This is a genomic window from Enterobacter cloacae complex sp. 6730903 (assembly GCF_048283985.1).
GTDB lineage: Bacteria > Pseudomonadota > Gammaproteobacteria > Enterobacterales > Enterobacteriaceae > Enterobacter > Enterobacter hormaechei_C.
Genome location: NZ_JBLVXX010000018.1, coordinates 29913 through 47929, shown reverse-complemented (window position 1 = coordinate 47929; position 18017 = coordinate 29913). Strand labels below are relative to the sequence as shown.

The window sequence follows — 18017 nt, the reverse complement described above, 5'->3', positions numbered from 1 at the left end:
TCATTTTCATTTCATAAGTTGCACACATAATGAGACTTGGATCACATATAAAGGCCGTACGGCTCCGTACACTACCGATCCATTAACCTTGATGAGGCAACGTCATGCATCCACGTTTTCAAGCTGCTTTCTCTCAGCTTGCAGAGAATTTGCAATCAGCCCTGGCTCCGGTTCTGGCGGATGTGCATTTCCCCGCCCTGCTGACGGCAGATCAGGTCACGACCCTTAAACAGGCAACGGGGCTGGACGAAGACGCGCTGGCTTTCGCCCTGCTGCCCCTGGCGGCTGCCTGCGCCCGCGCTGACCTTTCCCATTTTAACGTAGGCGCAATTGCGCGCGGCGTGAGCGGGACCTGGTACTTCGGCGGAAACATGGAGTTTCTCGGTGCGACCATGCAGCAAACCGTCCACGCGGAGCAGAGCGCCATCAGTCACGCCTGGCTGCGCGGCGAAAAAGCCCTGCGCGCCATCACCGTCAACTATACCCCTTGCGGCCACTGCCGCCAGTTTATGAATGAGCTGAACAGCGGTCTTGAACTACGTATCAACCTGCCGGGACGCGCACCGCATACGCTGGGTGATTACCTGCCGGATGCTTTCGGCCCGAAAGATCTTGAGATCAAAACCCTGCTGATGGACGAGCAGGACCACGGTTATGCGCTCTCAGGGGATGAGCTGAGCGAAGCGGCCATTGCCGCCGCCAATAAAAGCCACACGCCATACAGCAAATCACCAAGCGGCGTCGCCCTTCAGTGCCGAGACGGCCGCATCTTCACCGGCAGCTATGCAGAGAACGCCGCATTTAACCCGACGCTGCCTCCGCTCCAGGGTGCACTGAACCTGCTTAGCCTGAACGGGTATGACTACCCGGATATTCAGCGTGCAATCCTGGCTGAAAAGGCCGATGCGCCGCTGATCCAGTGGGACGCGACCGCAGCCACGCTGAAAGCGCTGGGCTGTTCAACCATCGACCGCGTGCTGCTGGCATAATCTGTTCGGCGGGCAGCGTTGCCCGCCAGTCTGACGAAAAACCCCTCAGTTGAATCGCTGTTTCTTGCGCTAACCAGGCGGGTACAGTAGCCTGAGGGAAATTTCATCATCGGTACGAGCCATCTGCATGTTAAAGCGCGTGTTTTACAGCCTGTCTGTCCTGGTCGGCATACTGCTGTTGATCGTGCTGGGTCTCGACCGCTGGATGAGCTGGAAAACAGCCCCCTACATTTTTGATGACCTACAGGATCTCCCCTACCGTCAGGTTGGTGTGGTGCTTGGCACCGCCAAGTATTATCGCACCGGCGTCATAAATCAGTATTACCGGTACCGTATTCAGGGCGCGCTGAACGCCTATAACAGCGGCAAGGTGAACTATTTGCTGCTGAGCGGCGATAACGCGCTGCAAAGCTATAACGAGCCGGTGACGATGCGCAAAGATCTGATTGCCGCAGGCGTCGACCCGGCCGATATCGTGCTCGACTACGCCGGATTCCGCACACTTGATTCCATCGTGCGTACCCGCAAGGTGTTCGACACCAATGATTTCATCATCATTACCCAGCGTTTCCACTGCGAGCGGGCGCTGTTTATCGCCCTGCATATGGGCATTCAGGCGCAGTGTTATGCGGTGCCGTCGCCAAAGGATATGCTGAGCGTGCGCGTGCGCGAGTTTGGCGCCCGTTTTGGCGCGCTGGCTGACCTGTACCTGTTCAAACGTGAACCGCGCTTTTTAGGCCCGCTGGTGCCGATCCCAACGATGCATGAAGTGCCGGAAGATGCGCAGGGTTATCCGGCGGTAACGCCAGAGCAGTTGCTGGAAATTCAGAAGAAGTAATAACTTTTGTCGGGTGGCGGCTTCGCCTTACCCGACCTACGATCGCGATTTTGTAGGTCCGGTAAGCGTCGCGCCACCGTGCAAAAAAAGGCCCGCTACGTGAGCGGGCCTTTTCATTCTGAAGATCTTACTTCTTACGCGCGTACTTCAGTGAATCCAGCGCAACCGCGAAGATGATGATGGCGCCCTTGATGATGTACTGCCAGTACGGGTTCACGCCGATGTAGGTCAGGCCGTAGTTGATTACGGTGAAGATGATCACACCGGTCACCACGCCCAGCACGGTACCCACGCCGCCGCTGAAGGAGACGCCGCCAACCACACAGGCCGCAATCGCATCCAGTTCATACATAAAGCCGAGGTTGTTGGTTGCAGAGCCGATACGGCCTGCTTCCAGCATCCCGCCGAAGGCGTAGAACACACCGGACAGGGCATAAATCATCAGCAGGTTCAGAGCCACGTTGACCCCGGAGACTTTCGCCGCTTCCGGGTTACCGCCGATAGCAAAGATGTTTTTACCGAAGCGGGTTTTGTTCCACAGGATCCAGACGAACGCCACGGCAATCAGCGCATAGAAGGTGATGTAGGAGAGACGGAAGCTGCCCAGCGCAACAAACCCCTGCGTGAAGGTCGAGAAGCCGCTGTCGAAGCCAGAGATTGGAGACGCGCCGACGAAATCGTAGTACAGGGAGTTGATACCATAAACGATGATCATCGTGCCCAGCGTGGTGATGAATGGCGTCACGTTCAGGTAAGCAATGATGATGCCGTTAATCAGGCCAATTACCGCGCCGATGGCGCACACGATCAGGATCACCACGAAAATCGGCATGGTCGCCATCTCCGGGAACACCTTGTTGGCGTTTTCCATCGACTGCAACAGGGTTGCCGCAATGACCGCCGCCAGACCCACCTGGCGCCCTGCCGAAAGGTCAGTCCCCTGGGTAACGATAAGCCCCGCCACGCCAAGCGCGATAATAATACGGACGGAAGACTGGGTCAGAATGTTACTCAAGTTCAGCAGACTTAAGAACGTAGGGTCCTGGAAAATAATAATCGCCAGCAAGACTAAAAGAACAACGTAAATACCGCCTTCTTTCAGATAAGTGAGAAAACTTTTTTTATTTAACGCACTCATGAGGAGCCCCTGATCTTAAAGGTGCAAAGACGCAAGACGCAAAATTTCGTTTTGCGTTGTCGTTTTGGTTTCAACAATACCGGCAACGAGACCATTGCTCATAACCAGAATACGGTCTGTGATCCCTAACAATTCCGGCATTTCGGAAGAAATAATAATGATCCCTTTATCTTTTTTCGCCAGCTCGGCGATCAGCTGGTAGATCTCAAATTTTGCACCCACGTCGATACCGCGCGTAGGTTCATCCAGCATCAGAATTTCAGGCTGGGTTAATAGCCAGCGTCCAATAATGACTTTCTGCTGGTTCCCTCCCGAGAGTGAGCCAATTTGCGTGCGGTGGCCCGGCGTTTTCACGCGCATGGAGTCAATCACCCACTGGGTATCGCTCTTCATGCGGGAATTATCCAGCAGCCCGACTTTGTTTTTATAATTGCGAATATTAGAAATTAACGAGTTAAAGTTAATATCCAGATAAGCGTAAATACCGGTGGAACGACGCTCTTCCGTCACCAGCGCAAAGCCATTATTAATGGCTTCGTTGGCGTTGTGGTTGTTGATCTTCTTACCGTGCAGCGTAATGGTGCCTTCGGCTTTCTCACGGATACCAAACAGGGTTTCTACGATATCGGTGCGCTTAGCGCCCACCAGCCCTGCGATGCCAAGGATCTCCCCCTTGTGCAGATCGAAAGAGACATCGCGGATAGACGGCTGACGCAGCGAGGTCAGGTTACGCACCTCCAGAATCACTTCGCCTGGCTTGTTTTCTTTATCCGGGAAGCGCTGGTTCAGAGAACGGCCAACCATCATGGCGATGATCTTGTCCATATCCAGCCCTTCCAGCGGCTGGGTGGCGATCCACTGGCCGTCGCGCAGGATGGTGATTTCATCGCACAGCTGAAAGATCTCTTCCATTTTATGTGAGATATAGACAATGCCGCAGCCGCGATCTTTCAGCTTACGAATAATGGTAAAAAGGTGGTTAACCTCTTTTTCCGTTAATGACGATGTCGGTTCATCCATGATCACGATTTTCGCATCATAGGAGAACGCTTTGGCAATTTCGATCATCTGCATCTGGGAAACGGATAATGTCCCGACGCGTGCGCGCGGGTCGATATCAATATCCAGCTCATCAAAAATGGCTTTGGTGTCGCGATACATTTTATCCTGATCGACAAAGACACCTTTGGTTGGATAACGACCCAACCACATATTATCCATAACTGAACGTTGCAGAACCAGGTTTAATTCCTGGTGTACCATCGAGATACCGTTCTCCAGCGCTTCTTTCGCTGAATGGAAGTCGATCTCTTTTCCCTGAAAAAGAATGCTGCCAGAATCTTTTTGATAGATCCCAAAAAGGCATTTTAATAATGTTGATTTACCCGCCCCGTTTTCACCCATAAGTGCATGAATAGAGTGAGGACGAACTTTTAAATTAACATTATCGAGCGCCTTAACACCGGGGAATGACTTGTTGACACCGGTCATTTCCAACAAGTATTCACCGGACGACTGAGTAGTTGTGCTGACCATAATTATACCTTGTTGGCCTCGCATATCGCGTTATAAAAGGGCGCAACGAATTGCGCCCAGTGAAGACAATGCAGATAACTTATTTACCGATAAACTCAGCCAGGTTGGACTGGTCTACGCCCACGTAAGGCACGCGAACGATTTTGTTGTCAATTTTCCAGTTAGTCCCGTCAGCGGCGCCTTTACCGTCGGCCAGGTTTTTCGCCAGATCGAAGGTGGCTTTCGCCTGGTTGTTGGCATCGTTCAGCACGGTACCGGCCATTGCGCCAGATTTCACCAGCGCCAGCGCTTCTGGCAGGGCATCCACACCGAACACAGGAATGGCGGATTTGTTGTGTGCTTTCAGCGCTTCTACCGCACCCATTGCCATTGCATCGTTGTTGGCGATGACCACTTCAATTTTGTTGGCGTTAGGGCCGGACAGCCACGCATCCATCTTATCTTTCGCCTGAGCGGTGTCCCACATTGCGGTGTCTAACGCCAGCTGCTGGGTTTTAATGCCCTTGTCGTTCAGCTCTTTAATAACGTAGGTGGTACGTGCTTCAGCATCCGGATGGCCCGGTTCGCCTTTCAGCAGAACGAACTGAATCTGACCATCTTTGTTCAGATCCCAGTTTGGGTTCGCCGCCCAGTGTTTCGCAATCAGATCGCCCTGGATAATCCCGGACTCTTTGGAGTCGGTACCCACGTAATACGCTTTGTCGTAGCTGTCCAGCGCCTTACGGGAAGGTTCTTTGTTGAAGAAGACAATTGGCACGTTCTGGCCGCGCGCTTTCTCGATCACCGTGCCTGCCGCCGCCGGGTCAACCAGGTTAATAGCCAGCGCTTTCACGCCTTTTGCCAGAAGAACGTCAATCTGATCGTTCTGTTTGGACTGGTCATTCTGGGAGTCATTCATCAGCAGCTGCACGTCTGGCGCTGATTTAGCATCTTTTTCAATTGCTTTACGCACAACGGACATGAAGTTGTCGTCGTATTTATAGATAGTCACGCCAATACGGGTATCCGCTGCGTGTGCTGCTGCGCCAAAAAGCATGCTTGCCATGACAGCAGACAGAGTCAACACCTTCTTATTCATGGTATCTCCGGTTTTTTTTATGCAGGGTAGTTCTTGTGAAAAACGGTCGGCGGGCAGATGTTAATAAAACGTTACTGATCGCCGAAGTTCACTTATAAAATGTCCAGCTTCCGTGTTCGGTAACGCTCCAGAAATGCGTTTTATTCGTTGTTTGAGGCATTCTGGTAACGGTAAAAGTGAATAATCACCGTTACATTGTGTTTCAGCCCCTAAAACGCTGACATCATAGACAGCGGCTTGTTAAGATACTGTGAATTTACTCACAGATTGAAAACGGTTACATCACGTGATGTTATCAGTTAGTGATCGGAGCCACAGTTTGTCGGATAGCGACCGAATGGCGGCGTACTAAAGTCGGCATAAAACAATGCGTTGCGTCAGGATCCAACAGCCCTGCCGCCCCCTGTAACGCCAGCTCTGTCGCCAGTTTCGCCATCGACGCAATGGGGTAACGCACCGTTGTCAGCTGCGGATCGGTGTAACGGGCAATCGGAATATCATCAAAACCGATCAGCGATAAATGCTGCGGCACCGCAATGCCATTATCTTTCAGCGCGGTAAGCGCACCTGCCGCCATGCTGTCGTTATAGGCAAACACGGCCGTCAGCTGAAGATTACGCCCCAGCAGTTCCACCATTGCCGCTTCACCGCCCTGCATGTCCGGCGAACCGGTACCTACCCAGCTTTCCAGCGGCGCAATGCCCTGCTCTTTCAGGGCGTTTTGCCAGCCCTCGCGGCGCATCATGTCGTCTTCAATACCGTGGCTGGAGGCCAGATAACCAATGCGCTGATGGCCGTTGCTGATGAGCATCCGCGTCGCCATCATCGCGCCGCTGATGTTATCCAGACCGACGCAGCGGTGCGCGTAGCCGGGGACGATACGGTTGATCAGCACCATGCCGGGGATCTGCTCCATAAACCCGGCCAGCTCTTCATCGCTCAGGGCTTTAGAGTGCACAATCAGGGCGTTACAGCGCTGGCGGATCAGTACCTCAATGGCATAACGCTCTTTTTCAGCCTCGTGATAGCTGTTGCCAATCAGCACATATTTCTGGTGCTGCTGGGCAACGACGTCTACCGCTTTGACCAGCGCGCCGAAGAAGGCGTCCGACACGTCCATCACCACTACGCCAATGGTATCGCTGACCTGCGTCGCCAGCGCCTGGGCATTGGCGTTTGGCCGGTATCCCAGTTGGGTCACGGCTTTCATTACGGTTTCACGCGTTTCAGGGCTGACCAGCGCACTGTTGTTCAGCACGCGGGAGACAGTAGCAACAGAAACACCCGCCTGGCGGGCGACGTCACGAATGGTGATCATATTCACCACCCTTTAAAGGATTGCAGCAACTCACAGACACCCCCTGTGTTTAGCAAGGTGGCTATTCTGGCAGCGAGAGAGAGGAGACTACGTGAAGAAGCTCACACAGATGAAAACGCTTACATCCGTTTTGTTAATGATTGTGATCCAGATCGTTATCTGGATGTATTACGCAATGACACGCCCGAAGCACGGGCGGTTAACCGTCGCCATGCCCATTCCAGCGGGCCCTGGCGGAAAAAACGCAGCCAGACAACCGAAAACACCACGTTAACAATCCAGACCGGAATAACAAACGCCAGCAGCGTCAGGCGGTCGAATTTCATAAACAGGCCGAATCGGTAGAAAAGCGTGGTGCATATCAGCGTTTGCAGAATGTAATTGCTTAACGCCATCCGTCCAACACAGGCCACCGCACTGACGATCCACAGGCGAGAAAGCTGGGGCCAGAAGCCATAGATCAACGCCGCATAGCCAATGGTCTGGAACGGCGCGCTCAGTTCGCGCGGCACCTGCAACAGGAACGCACACCAGCGGTAATCCCATTGAAGATGCCACTGCATCATCACCGCCGGGAGGTTGATGATCACGCCGAGCAGCACCAGCCCTGCTCCCGTGCGACGATAGTGTCGCAGGCTAAATTCCCCTTTCAGCCAGCCGGTGCGCATCAGGGCTGCGCCCATCAGCATCATCCCCGCCAGCTGCCAGCCGTATTGCGCGCCCAGCGCCAGCAGGTTATCGCCGAGCATATCGGCCCGGTTGCCTATCGCTTCCATGCCGCCTTTCAGCTTCCAGAACTGCTCATATTGCAGGTTGGCCGCATCCGGGACCCATGAACGACGGGTGGAATCATCGGCAATCATGCCAAGCAGCAATAACACGGCCAGTCCCATGACATAGAGCATCACGCCGGTGTTAAACAGGCTTTTCACACCGGGCGCGTCGCGGATCAGCCGCCAGCAAATCAGGCCCACCAGACCATACGCGAGCAGGATATCGCCGTCCCAGAAAAGTAGCCCATGAATAAAGCCGAGGATAACCAGCAGCGTTAAACGCGACTGGATCCAGCGCGTACCGCGTTTGAGGAGAAGCTGAAGTCCCGCGCCAAACAGAAGCGCAAAGAGGGTCAGGAATTTAACCTGTGCAAAGAGATCGAGGATTGCCCACGTCCAGGCGTCGCTGCGCGTGATGTCGCCATACCACGCAGGATTCAGATAGGCGGCCTTCGGCAGGCCGAAGGCGCTGATATTCAGCAGCAGGATACCGAGAATGGCGACGCCGCGTACAAAATCGAGCGTGACGTTTCGCTCCATGGTCCCTGCCCTGTCTGATTAGTTGTGGTGACGCACGGCGCGCAGGAACTCCTGGCGGGTGTTCTGGCTCGATTTGAACAGGCCGCCCAGCGAAGTGGTGGTGGTTGCGCTGGTTGCATCACGCACGCCGCGCGCTTTCACGCAGTAGTGCACCGCGTCGATCGACACCGCCACGTTGTTAGTACCCAACAGAGTTTGCAGTGCGGTCAGGATCTGCTGCGTCAGACGTTCCTGCACCTGCGGACGCTGGGCAAAGAACTGCACGATGCGGTTGATCTTGGACAGGCCAATGACCGTATCTTTTGGAATATAGGCCACCGTCGCTTTACCATCGATGGTCACAAAGTGATGCTCGCAGGTGCTGGTCAGCGTGATATCGCGTACCGTCACCATCTCATCGACCTTCATCTTATTTTCAATGACGGTGATTTTCGGGAAGTTCGCGTAATCCAGGCCGGAGAAAATTTCGTCGACGTACATCTTCGCGATGCGGTGCGGCGTCTCCATCAGGCTGTCGTCGCTCAGATCGAGATTCAGCAGTTGCATGATCTCCGTCATATGGCCGGCGATCAGACGCTTGCGGGTATCATTGTCCAGTTCCTGCACGGGCGGGCGCAGTGGCGTTTCAAGACCGCGCGCAACCAGCGCTTCATGGACAAGGGCTGCTTCTTTACTGAGTGATGACATTCTTTTCTCCTGCAGGTGTGGCGTCTTTTGCCCTCGTTGTGGCAAAAGTGTGCGCTCATTGTGCGTGAGGCGACGCACATAATCCAGTATTCACGACGATAATTATTGCAATTGCTGTTGCCTTTCAGCCTGACGGTTCCAGACTAACGCTCCGCCAACGAACAGCGCGATCCCCGCCAGCCCCAGCGCAGGTTCCAGCCGGTGCGTGAGCCAGGTCGACAGTGCCGACGTGACCGGACCCACCAGCTGACCAATGGCATACCCGGTGGTGAGCAGTCCCGCCATATAACGCGTATGGTCTGGCGCCAGCTCGCGACCGTACAAAAGAGAGAGCTGCACGGCGCAGAGGAATCCGCCGCCTACCAGTAGCCCACCCGTCAGCAAGCCGCCTATGCCCGGCAGCAGCCAGGCCGCCAGCACGCCAATCCCCTGTAACCAGAGAACTATCGCCAGCCTGCGGTTAGCGCTTGATGTATGCCGCAGGGCAATACTGAGCGCAATTCCCACCACCGAGGCGGCGCCAAATATCGGCCAGACAAACTGGGCAAACAGGCTGCCGGGAAAACGCACCGCCGCCATTTGCGATAAAAAGGTCGCCGGGAGGATATAGCCGAATCCTGCCAGGCTGTAGCTCCAGACCAGACGCCTGAGATCCGCAGTCAGCAGCAACGGCTCAGGCGCGGTACCAGGGCGATGAAGCTGACCCGCGCGCGGCAGGTAGCGCGCCACCAGCACAATCAGCACCAGCGCCAGTACGCCGTAGATTTGCCATGCCGCCCCGGCGGACAAGGTTTTCGCCTGAATATAGACCGCCAGCAGGCCGCTCAGGGCAATGCCTGCCCCGGGTCCGGCAAAGACGGCCGCACTTAGCCCCGGTTTGCCCAGCTGCCCCAGCCGCTCGTTGGTCCAGGCGGCAATCAGCACCATCGACCAGCCGCTCATGCAGCCAATCACAAAGCGCAGCAGGCCGTGAACGACGGCATTCTCTGCCGCCGCGGAGAGCAGCGTCAGCGCCACCGCGCCAATGATGCCAAGCCAGAGACGTGTTTCAACGAAGCGATGGGCGCGCATGGCATCCCATGCCCCTACCAGATAGCCCAGATAGTTCATTGCCGCCACCAGCCCCGCGCTGGTGAGCGTGAGTTGCCCGGCGGCTATCATCAGCGGCACCTGAGGCGTGAAGGCGAAGCGCCCTATCCCCATCGCCACGACCAGAACCACAAATCCGCTGAGCGCGATACGCAGCGCCATGATCGCTCCAATTGTTAAAGAAAAGTAAATTTATGATGCAACATCTCGCCGTCCTGCGAAAGTGAAAGTTGCTCACAGGTCAATGAAAACTCTGTATTATGCGTTTTATGAATAGTCTTTCGTATAAGGAGCCCTGCATGGAACTGCTCGAAGAGCATCGTTGTTTTGAAGGTCGACAGCAGCGCTGGCGGCACGACTCCACCACGCTGAATTGTGCTATGACGTTCAGCATTTTCCTGCCCCCTGCGGACAATCCACCGGTGCTGTACTGGCTTTCAGGCCTGACCTGCAACGACGAAAACTTCACCACCAAAGCGGGCGCCCAGCGCATTGCCGCCGAACTGGGCATTGCGCTGGTGATGCCAGATACCAGCCCGCGTGGCGAGGACGTGGCCGACGATGCCGGATACGATTTGGGTAAAGGCGCCGGGTTCTATCTCAACGCTACCGAACAACCGTGGGCGAGCCATTACCGCATGTATGACTACATTCGCGATGAACTGCCTGCCCTGGTGCACTCTCAGTTCGCGGTCAGCGAGCGCTGCGCGATAAGCGGACATTCGATGGGTGGCCACGGGGCGCTGATCATGGCGCTGAAAAATCCGGGGAAATACACCAGCGTGTCCGCATTTGCGCCGATTGTGAACCCAACGCAGGTGCCGTGGGGGCAAAAAGCCTTTACGCACTATCTGGGTGAAGATGCAGAAAAATGGCAGGAATGGGACAGCTGCGCGCTGATGCTGGCGAGCCAGCCAGAAGACGCTATCCCGATGCTGGTGGATCAGGGTGATGCCGATCAGTTCCTCGCCGGGCAGTTACAGCCTGCGTTGCTGGCGGAAGCCGCGCGCCAGAAGGACTGGCCGCTGACGCTGCGCATTCAGCCGGGATACGATCACAGCTATTACTTTATGGCGTCCTTTATTGAGGATCATCTCCGCTTCCATGCGGAGCATCTGTTCAGGTAAGTGCCGCCTTTTGCCCGGTAGCGCCTCCTGCCTGCCGGGTCTTTCCCCGCCCGCTTCTTTACATACTTCTATCCGCTTGAATCCAGCCTGTTTTCCGCCGCTCTAACTCAAACACAAATGATTTCAATTATCATTTGTGTTTACAATTCTACATTCTTTTGTACAATTCCAGGCTCTTCTCCATCTCAAAGAGTTCTTACAAGACAAAAACATACAGTTCTCAGGGTTATCCCGATGGAGTTTTTTTCATTTTTATACGGAATGTACAAATGACAATACCACGCATTAAGCTCCTGGCCGTCGCCATTGGCGCTGCCACATGTTCCCCCTTCGTTCACGCAGCCGATCAGGACACCGTTGTCGTCACCGCGACGGGTTTTGAACAAAAGATCCAGAATGCCCCCGCCTCCATCTCTGTGATTTCAAAACAGCAGATTGAAGATAAAGCCTACCGTGATGTTACCGATGCCCTGAGAGATGTCCCGGGCGTTGTCGTCACCGGCGGCGGGAGCAGCAGCGATATCAGTATTCGCGGCATGGCCTCTCAGTACACTCTGTTCCTGGTGAACGGCAAACGCGTCAGTACGCGAAGCACCCGCCCCAACAGCGACAACTCGGGTATTGAACAAGGCTGGCTGCCGCCGCTGGAGTCCATTGAACGAATTGAGGTCATCCGCGGCCCGATGTCCTCGCTTTACGGCTCCGATGCGATGGGTGGCGTCATCAACGTCATTACCAAAAAAGTCTCGAACACCAAAGCCTGGACCGGTTCGTTGCATGGCGATGCAACCTTCCAGGAAAACCATGATTCCGGCGATATCTTCCAGACCAACGCCTACGCTTCTGGTCCTCTGATTGACGGTCTGCTTGGCGCAAAAGTGACGGGGCTGTTGTCACGCCGCGCCGAAGATAAAATCGTGAACGGGTATAACGAGCAAAAAATGCGTAACGGTGGCATTACGCTGAACTTCACCCCGGACGAGAAGAACGATTTCGACCTTGATTTTGCTCGCGAGCTTCAGGACAGAAACAGCACCCCGGGGATGTCGAAAGCGGCTGAAACCTGCCGGGGAACAACCTGTACGCCAAATACCAAAAGCGACTCGCGCTATGAGCACACGACCTACTCCTTAACGCACAGCGGGTATTACGACGACTTCAATACTACCAGCTATATCCAGCAGGAAGAGACCAATAATCCAGGTCGTGAAATGCGCTCCTATAACACCACCTTCAACAACCAGAACCAGATTTTCCTCGGCGATCATACGTTGACCCTCGGCGGGCAGTATCGCTATGAGAAACTTCGCGACAACGGTAACCAGCTGGAAGCAGCTGACGGCCTGAACAAACTGACGCGCTGGAGCTGGGCCCTGTTTGCCGAAGATGAATGGGCAATGACGGAAAGCTTTACGTTGACCGGCGGCCTGCGTATGGATAAAGACCAAAACTACGGTACGAACTGGACGCCGCGCGGTTACGGCGTATGGCACCTGGCCGATCAGTGGACGTTAAAAGGTGGGGTTTCTGCGGGCTATCGTGCGCCGGATCTGCGTCAGTCGTCTGCCAGCTGGGGCCAGGTGACAGGTGGCGGCCGTCTTGACGGTATCATCGTTGGCAACCCGGATCTGAAACCAGAGAAGAGCCTGAGCGAAGAACTCGCCCTGCTCTGGGATAACAACGATAACCTGAATGCCGGGGTGACGCTGTTTAATACCGACTTCAAGGACAAAATTACGGAAGTTCGCCGCTGTAACAGCAGCGCCGATCCCGCCTGTACGATTGGCGGTCACAGCTATGATTTCGTCAGCGATCGCGTCAACGTGGACAAAGCCAACATGCGCGGCGTGGAGTCCTCCTTCGGGTGGAAGATCACACGTGATGTGAACTGGACTGCAAACTACACCTATACGGAGTCCGAGCAGAAGAGCGGCCAGTTCTCCGGCAAGCCACTGAACAAGATGCCTAAGCACATGTTCAACACCACTCTTGACTGGCAGGCGACGCCCGACGTCGGCTTCTGGAGTCGTCTGAACCTGCGCGGTAAAACGTCTGAGTACCTGAGCCGCACATCAATGTCCCAGGGTACGCCGTCCTACACTCAGGTTGATGTCGGTATGCGCTACAACGCCAACAAAAACCTGCTGGTTACTGCCGGTGTGTATAACGTGCTCGACAAGCAGATTGATTACGATACCTATGACACCGTGCTGGATGGCCGTCGCTATACCGTTGGCATGACCTACAGCTTCTGATCTGCCCATAAAAAAGCCCGCTCAACTGAGCGGGCTAAAAGAGAGGAAGTGCGGTTATTGTTTAAATCGTTCCGGGAAATCCATTTCACTGTAGCGAACGAAGCGTGTTCCTTTCGTCAGTTTGTAGCCAAACCAGATGATCAGGAACAGCGGAATGCCAATATAGGTGGCCGTGACGGCGCCCCAGTCAATGGTGTCCGCAAGGAAGGCCTCATAGTTCTGACCCAGGGTAATGATCAGGCACAGAACGAAGGCGAAGATCGGCCCCAGCGGGAAGAACCCTGACCGGTACGGCAGATTATTCAGATCATGACCCTGCTTGACGTACCCGCGACGGAAACGGTAGTGGCTGATGGCAATGCCCAGCCAGGCAATGAAGCCCGTCATACCTGAGGTGTTAAGCAGCCACAGGTAGACCGTCTGGTTGCCGAACATGGAGGTCAGGAAACAGAGACCCGCAATCACCGTGGTCGCATACAGCGCGTTGCGCGGCACGCCACCGCGAGACAGTTTCGAGAAAATACGCGGCGCTTTACCGTCGCAGGCCAGGGTGTAAAGCATACGAGTGGAGGCGTACATCCCGGAGTTACCCGCAGACAGTACCGCCGTCAGGATCACCGCGTTCATCACCGCCGCCGCAGAGAGCAGACCCGCATGCTGGAAGACCAGCGTGAACGGGCTGACGCTGATGTCTTTCACATCGTTACGCAGCAGGCTTGGGTCGGTATACGGAATGATCAGGCTGATAATCAGGATCGCGAACACATAGAACAGCAGGATACGCCAGAACACCTGACGCACCGCGCGCGGAATGTTCTTCTCCGGGTTTTCGGATTCACCGGCCGCAATACCAATCAGCTCGGTACCCTGGAAGGAGAAGCCGACAATCATCGCCACGCCAATCATCGCCGAGAAGCCCCCGGCAAACGGCGCATCGCCTATCGTCCAGTTACTCCAGCCCGCCGGTTCAGCCCCTTTGAAAATACCAACGATCATCGCCACACCGACGACGATAAAGATGATGACGGTTGCCACTTTAATCAAAGAGAACCAGTATTCCGCTTCGCCGAAACCGCGCACGGAGATGTAGTTCAGCAGGAAGATGACCGCCAGGAACAGGGCGCTCCAGATCCAGCCTGGCGTGTCCGGGAACCACCAGGTCATTACCAGCTGTGCGGCGACGAGGTCAACGGCGATGGTCACCGCCCAGTTGTACCAGTAGTTCCAGCCCAGCGCGAAGCCGAAGCCTTCCTCAACGTATTTTTGTCCGTAGGTCGAAAACGAACCAGACACCGGCATGTATGCCGCCAGTTCGCCCAGGCTGGTCATCAGGAAGTAGACCATCAGGCCAATCAGTATATAAGAGAATAATGCCCCACCCGGGCCGGCTGCCGAAATTGTTGCGCCAGAGGCAACGAAAAGACCTGTACCGATGGAGCCGCCAATGGCGATCATCGTCAGGTGACGCGCCTTAAGTGCGCGACGTAGCGCGGGCGCTTGTGTGGTTTTAGTTTCTGAAACCATGTGAAAATGCTGTCCATTCAATAAATGAGGCGCGATTGTAGCAGACGATCTGCGTTGCTTCCGGCAGAAATACTCAGTTATAAGAGAGCTTCATGACTCGGCCAGGATTATAAGTAAAGCATAAAAATACGGGGTGATAAGCGCACGTAGCCCCGGTAAGCGAAGCGCCACCGGGGAACGTTAAATGGCGCAGTAGCGCAGAAAACGCTGGAGCGAGCTGGAAAGGTGTTTCTGCCGATGATGGATGCACCACAGCGTGCGCACCAGCTTCGGTAGCGGAACGGGGATCTCAACCAGTGAGCCGGTTTCCAGCTGTTCGGCAATCACCCGTCGGGAAAGACAGCTAATGCCCAGGCCATGACGCACCGCATGCTTAATGGCTTCGGAGTTACCTAACTCCATCCCTAACTGGAACTGCGGCAGATGGGACAGCAGCAGGTAATCGACAATTTCACGCGTGCCGGAACCCTGCTCGCGAAGGATCCACTGCGCCTGCGCCAGCCGCTCCAGCGTCACCTCGCCCTGGAGTAAAGAAGAGGCCGGGGAGGCAAACACCACCAGCTCATCCTCCAGCCAAGGTTCCGCAATGATATCCACGTTGTGGCACGGCCCTTCGATAAGCCCGATGTCCACGCGGAAATCGATCACCGCGTTGATCACGTCCTGGCTGTTGCTGACGCTCATCTCCAGCGGCAGGGTCGGAAAATCCCGGCGGTAGCGGGCAATCACTTCCGGCAGGATGTAGTTACCGATCGTGCTGCTGGCGTAGACACGAATAGCGCCGTTGTCCTCGCGGAACAGCTGTTCGATCTCCGTCGCCTGCTCCAGCAAGGCCAGGGCACGCGGATACAACAGGCGGCCATGTTCGTTCACCACCAGCCGCTTGCCTACCCTGTCGAAAAGCTGGACGCCCAGTTGCCCTTCAAGATCGGTCAAGGCCGCGCTAACGGCGGACTGCGAGAGCGCCAGCATTTGTGACGCCTGGGTTGTCGAGCCGCTTTTCAGCACCTCGGCAAAAACTTCCAGCTGACGCAATGTAATGTGCATGGTTGCTTACCACTTATAAAGATTGATTATAAATATATAATCAATTTTATTTTTAAGCCAGAGCGCCGTAACCTTTAGCCAGACAAAGGAGAAGGTTATGTCAGAAATCACCTTACAACATCATCGTACAGTGTGGCACTTCGTGCCGGGTCTCGCGCTCAGCGCCGTGGTGACCGGCGTGGCTTTATGGGGCGGGAGTATGCCGGCGGTTGCCAGCGCAGGGTTCAGCGCCCTGACGCTGGCCATTCTGATCGGCATGGTGGTCGGGAACACCGTTTATCCACACATCTGGAAATCCTGCGACGGCGGCGTGATTTTCGCCAAGCAGCATTTATTACGTCTTGGGATCATCCTCTATGGCTTCCGCCTCACCTTTTCGCAGATTGCGGATGTCGGTGTCAGCGGGATTGCCATTGACGTCCTGACCCTTTCAAGCACCTTTTTACTGGCGTGCTTTATCGGCCAGAAGATCTTTGGGCTGGACAAACAGACCAGCTGGCTGATCGGTGCGGGTAGCAGCATCTGCGGCGCGGCGGCGGTACTGGCAACAGAACCCGTCGTTAAAGCCGAAGCCAGTAAAGTCACGGTTGCCGTCGCGACGGTAGTTATCTTCGGTACGCTGGCGATCTTCCTGTATCCGGCCATGTATCCGCTGGTGGCGCACTGGTTTAGTCCGGAAACCTACGGCATTTATATCGGCTCAACCATGCACGAAGTGGCGCAGGTGGTGGCGGCTGGTCACGCCATTAATCCGGAAGCAGAAAACGCGGCGGTCATCGCCAAAATGCTGCGCGTGATGATGCTGGCCCCGTTCCTGATTTTCCTCGCGGCGCGGGTTAAACAGCTGGCTCCGGCAGGCGGCAGCGAGAAAAGCAAAATCACCATTCCGTGGTTTGCGATCCTGTTCATCGTGGTCGCTATCTTCAACTCTTTCCACCTGCTGCCAAAAGCGATGGTGGATATGCTGGTCACGCTGGATACGGTCCTGCTGGCGATGGCAATGGCGGCGCTGGGCGTCACCACGCACGTCAGCGCGCTGAAAAAAGCCGGGGCGAAACCGCTGCTGATGGCGCTGGTGCTGTTCATCTGGCTGATCGTTGGCGGCGGCGCGATTAACCTTGCGGTACACAGCCTGTTGGCATAAACCATCTCGTCCTTCTCCTGTTAACCCGTTATCATAGGCATTTCGGGTTAACAGGAGTCTTTTTATGAAATATGTTGGAGCGCACGTCAGCGCTGCCGGTGGCCTTGCGAATGCCGCCATTCGCGCCGCCGAAATCGAGGCGACCGCTTTCGCCCTGTTCACCAAAAACCAGCGCCAGTGGCGCGCAGCTCCCCTCACCGCGGAAGTGATTGATGACTTCAAAGCCGCCTGCGAGAAATACCGCTATGGACCTGGCCAGATCCTCCCGCACGACAGCTATCTGATTAACCTCGGCCATCCGGTTGCTGAGGCGCTGGAAAAATCCCGCGAAGCGTTCCTGGATGAGGTTCAGCGCTGTGAACAGCTGGGGCTGACGCTGCTGAACTTCCATCCCGGCAGCCATCTGATGCAAATCGACGAAGACGCCTGTCTGGCGCGCATTGCCGAGTCAATTAACATGACGCTGGATAAAACCCAGGGCGTGACGGCGGTGATTGAAAATACCGCCGGTCAGGGCAGCAACCTCGGCTTTAAGTTTGAGCATCTGGCGGCGATCATCGACGGCGTGGAAGACAAATCCCGCGTGGGCGTGTGCATTGATACCTGCCACGCGTTTGCGGCCGGTTATGACCTGCGCACAACCGAGGCCACAAAAAATACCTTCGAGGAGTTCGAGCGTATTGTCGGTTTTAAATACCTTCGCGGTATGCACTTAAATGATGCGAAAAGCGCGTTCGGCAGTCGCGTTGACCGCCATCACAGCCTGGGCGAAGGCAATATCGGCCACGATGCGTTCCGCTTTATCATGCAGGATGCCCGCTTCGACGGCATTCCAATGGTGCTTGAAACCATCAATCCGGATATCTGGGCGGAAGAGATTGCCTGGCTGAAGGCGCAGCAAACCGCTGAACAGGCGGCATAAAAAAAGCCGGGT

General features: G+C 55.3%; 15 protein-coding genes. 6 read left to right on the top strand and 9 right to left on the bottom strand.

The window, feature by feature from the left end; genetic code table 11:
* The first annotated feature begins 104 nt into the window (after positions 1 to 104).
* Both cdd and sanA read left to right on the top strand, forming a co-directional pair.
* Complete coding sequence (cdd, locus tag ACNQ0W_RS11895) at positions 105 to 989, top strand: cytidine deaminase (RefSeq protein ID WP_062932769.1); 885 nt, start codon at positions 105 to 107, stop codon at positions 987 to 989.
* A 127-nt stretch (positions 990 to 1116) separates the two neighbouring features.
* A complete protein-coding gene (sanA, locus tag ACNQ0W_RS11890) occupies positions 1117 to 1827 on the top strand; it encodes an outer membrane permeability protein SanA (protein WP_003859314.1) in 711 nt (236 codons plus the stop codon).
* Between the two features lie 127 nt (positions 1828 to 1954).
* On the opposite strand, the gene mglC is transcribed toward sanA, so the two are convergent.
* The 7 genes from mglC to ACNQ0W_RS11855 all read right to left on the bottom strand — a co-directional run bounded on the left by mglC (position 1955) and on the right by ACNQ0W_RS11855 (position 10148).
* Positions 1955 to 2965 (bottom strand): galactose/methyl galactoside ABC transporter permease MglC, encoded by a 1011-nt coding sequence (mglC, locus tag ACNQ0W_RS11885; RefSeq protein ID WP_003859318.1) that lies wholly within the window; start codon positions 2963 to 2965, stop codon positions 1955 to 1957.
* Positions 2966 to 2980: 15 nt separating this feature from the next.
* Complete coding sequence (mglA, locus tag ACNQ0W_RS11880; RefSeq protein WP_003859320.1) at positions 2981 to 4501, bottom strand: galactose/methyl galactoside ABC transporter ATP-binding protein MglA; 1521 nt, start codon at positions 4499 to 4501, stop codon at positions 2981 to 2983.
* A 79-nt stretch (positions 4502 to 4580) separates the two neighbouring features.
* Positions 4581 to 5579, bottom strand: coding sequence for a galactose/glucose ABC transporter substrate-binding protein MglB (gene mglB / locus ACNQ0W_RS11875; protein WP_062932768.1), 999 nt, complete (start codon positions 5577 to 5579; stop codon positions 4581 to 4583).
* Between the two features lie 295 nt (positions 5580 to 5874).
* A complete protein-coding gene (gene galS / locus ACNQ0W_RS11870) occupies positions 5875 to 6897 on the bottom strand; it encodes an HTH-type transcriptional regulator GalS (RefSeq protein ID WP_003859324.1) in 1023 nt (340 codons plus the stop codon).
* A gap of 155 nt (positions 6898 to 7052) precedes the next feature.
* Positions 7053 to 8210 (bottom strand): DUF418 domain-containing protein YeiB, encoded by a 1158-nt coding sequence (yeiB, locus tag ACNQ0W_RS11865; RefSeq protein WP_047053376.1) that lies wholly within the window; start codon positions 8208 to 8210, stop codon positions 7053 to 7055.
* Between the two features lie 18 nt (positions 8211 to 8228).
* Complete coding sequence (folE, locus tag ACNQ0W_RS11860; RefSeq protein WP_047053374.1) at positions 8229 to 8897, bottom strand: GTP cyclohydrolase I FolE; 669 nt, start codon at positions 8895 to 8897, stop codon at positions 8229 to 8231.
* Between the two features lie 102 nt (positions 8898 to 8999).
* Complete coding sequence (locus ACNQ0W_RS11855; RefSeq protein WP_062932767.1) at positions 9000 to 10148, bottom strand: YbfB/YjiJ family MFS transporter; 1149 nt, start codon at positions 10146 to 10148, stop codon at positions 9000 to 9002.
* 137 nt (positions 10149 to 10285) lie between these two features.
* Between ACNQ0W_RS11855 and fghA the strand changes: the two genes are divergently transcribed.
* A complete protein-coding gene (gene fghA, locus ACNQ0W_RS11850; protein WP_047053370.1) occupies positions 10286 to 11113 on the top strand; it encodes an S-formylglutathione hydrolase in 828 nt (275 codons plus the stop codon).
* A 269-nt stretch (positions 11114 to 11382) separates the two neighbouring features.
* Entirely contained in the window at positions 11383 to 13368 is a 1986-nt protein-coding gene (locus ACNQ0W_RS11845; RefSeq protein WP_047053369.1) for a ligand-gated channel protein, read from the top strand.
* Between the two features lie 54 nt (positions 13369 to 13422).
* Here the strand turns inward: ACNQ0W_RS11845 and ACNQ0W_RS11840 are convergent, their stop codons facing one another.
* Positions 13423 to 14892: an amino acid permease gene (locus tag ACNQ0W_RS11840; protein ID WP_015572314.1), complete on the bottom strand. Its 1470-nt coding sequence runs from the start codon at positions 14890 to 14892 to the stop codon at positions 13423 to 13425.
* Between the two features lie 180 nt (positions 14893 to 15072).
* Positions 15073 to 15939, bottom strand: a complete 867-nt coding sequence (gene yieE / locus ACNQ0W_RS11835; RefSeq protein WP_062932766.1) for a DNA-binding transcriptional regulator YeiE — start codon at positions 15937 to 15939, stop codon at positions 15073 to 15075.
* Between the two features lie 97 nt (positions 15940 to 16036).
* Here yieE and ACNQ0W_RS11830 point away from each other — a divergent pair, with 97 nt between their 5' ends.
* Both ACNQ0W_RS11830 and nfo read left to right on the top strand, forming a co-directional pair.
* The gene (locus ACNQ0W_RS11830; RefSeq protein ID WP_062932765.1) at positions 16037 to 17083 is read left to right on the top strand and encodes a YeiH family protein; all 1047 of its coding nucleotides are present in this window, start codon (positions 16037 to 16039) and stop codon (positions 17081 to 17083) included.
* A 64-nt stretch (positions 17084 to 17147) separates the two neighbouring features.
* Positions 17148 to 18005, top strand: a complete 858-nt coding sequence (gene nfo, locus ACNQ0W_RS11825) for a deoxyribonuclease IV (protein ID WP_032623904.1) — start codon at positions 17148 to 17150, stop codon at positions 18003 to 18005.
* Positions 18006 to 18017 lie beyond the last annotated feature (12 nt).

Excerpts from the sequence above, each read along its gene's own strand:
- cdd (WP_062932769.1), top strand. The coding sequence starts at position 105 with ATGCATCCACGTTTTCAAGCTGCTTTCTCTCAGCTTGCAGAGAATTTG.
- sanA (WP_003859314.1), top strand. The coding sequence starts at position 1,117 with ATGTTAAAGCGCGTGTTTTACAGCCTGTCTGTCCTGGTCGGCATACTG.
- mglC (WP_003859318.1), bottom strand. The coding sequence starts at position 2,965 with ATGAGTGCGTTAAATAAAAAAAGTTTTCTCACTTATCTGAAAGAAGGC.
- mglA (WP_003859320.1), bottom strand. The coding sequence starts at position 4,501 with ATGGTCAGCACAACTACTCAGTCGTCCGGTGAATACTTGTTGGAAATG.
- mglB (WP_062932768.1), bottom strand. The coding sequence starts at position 5,579 with ATGAATAAGAAGGTGTTGACTCTGTCTGCTGTCATGGCAAGCATGCTT.
- galS (WP_003859324.1), bottom strand. The coding sequence starts at position 6,897 with ATGATCACCATTCGTGACGTCGCCCGCCAGGCGGGTGTTTCTGTTGCT.
- yeiB (WP_047053376.1), bottom strand. The coding sequence starts at position 8,210 with ATGGAGCGAAACGTCACGCTCGATTTTGTACGCGGCGTCGCCATTCTC.
- folE (WP_047053374.1), bottom strand. The coding sequence starts at position 8,897 with ATGTCATCACTCAGTAAAGAAGCAGCCCTTGTCCATGAAGCGCTGGTT.
- ACNQ0W_RS11855 (WP_062932767.1), bottom strand. The coding sequence starts at position 10,148 with ATGGCGCTGCGTATCGCGCTCAGCGGATTTGTGGTTCTGGTCGTGGCG.
- fghA (WP_047053370.1), top strand. The coding sequence starts at position 10,286 with ATGGAACTGCTCGAAGAGCATCGTTGTTTTGAAGGTCGACAGCAGCGC.
- ACNQ0W_RS11845 (WP_047053369.1), top strand. The coding sequence starts at position 11,383 with ATGACAATACCACGCATTAAGCTCCTGGCCGTCGCCATTGGCGCTGCC.
- ACNQ0W_RS11840 (WP_015572314.1), bottom strand. The coding sequence starts at position 14,892 with ATGGTTTCAGAAACTAAAACCACACAAGCGCCCGCGCTACGTCGCGCA.
- yieE (WP_062932766.1), bottom strand. The coding sequence starts at position 15,939 with ATGCACATTACATTGCGTCAGCTGGAAGTTTTTGCCGAGGTGCTGAAA.
- ACNQ0W_RS11830 (WP_062932765.1), top strand. The coding sequence starts at position 16,037 with ATGTCAGAAATCACCTTACAACATCATCGTACAGTGTGGCACTTCGTG.
- nfo (WP_032623904.1), top strand. The coding sequence starts at position 17,148 with ATGAAATATGTTGGAGCGCACGTCAGCGCTGCCGGTGGCCTTGCGAAT.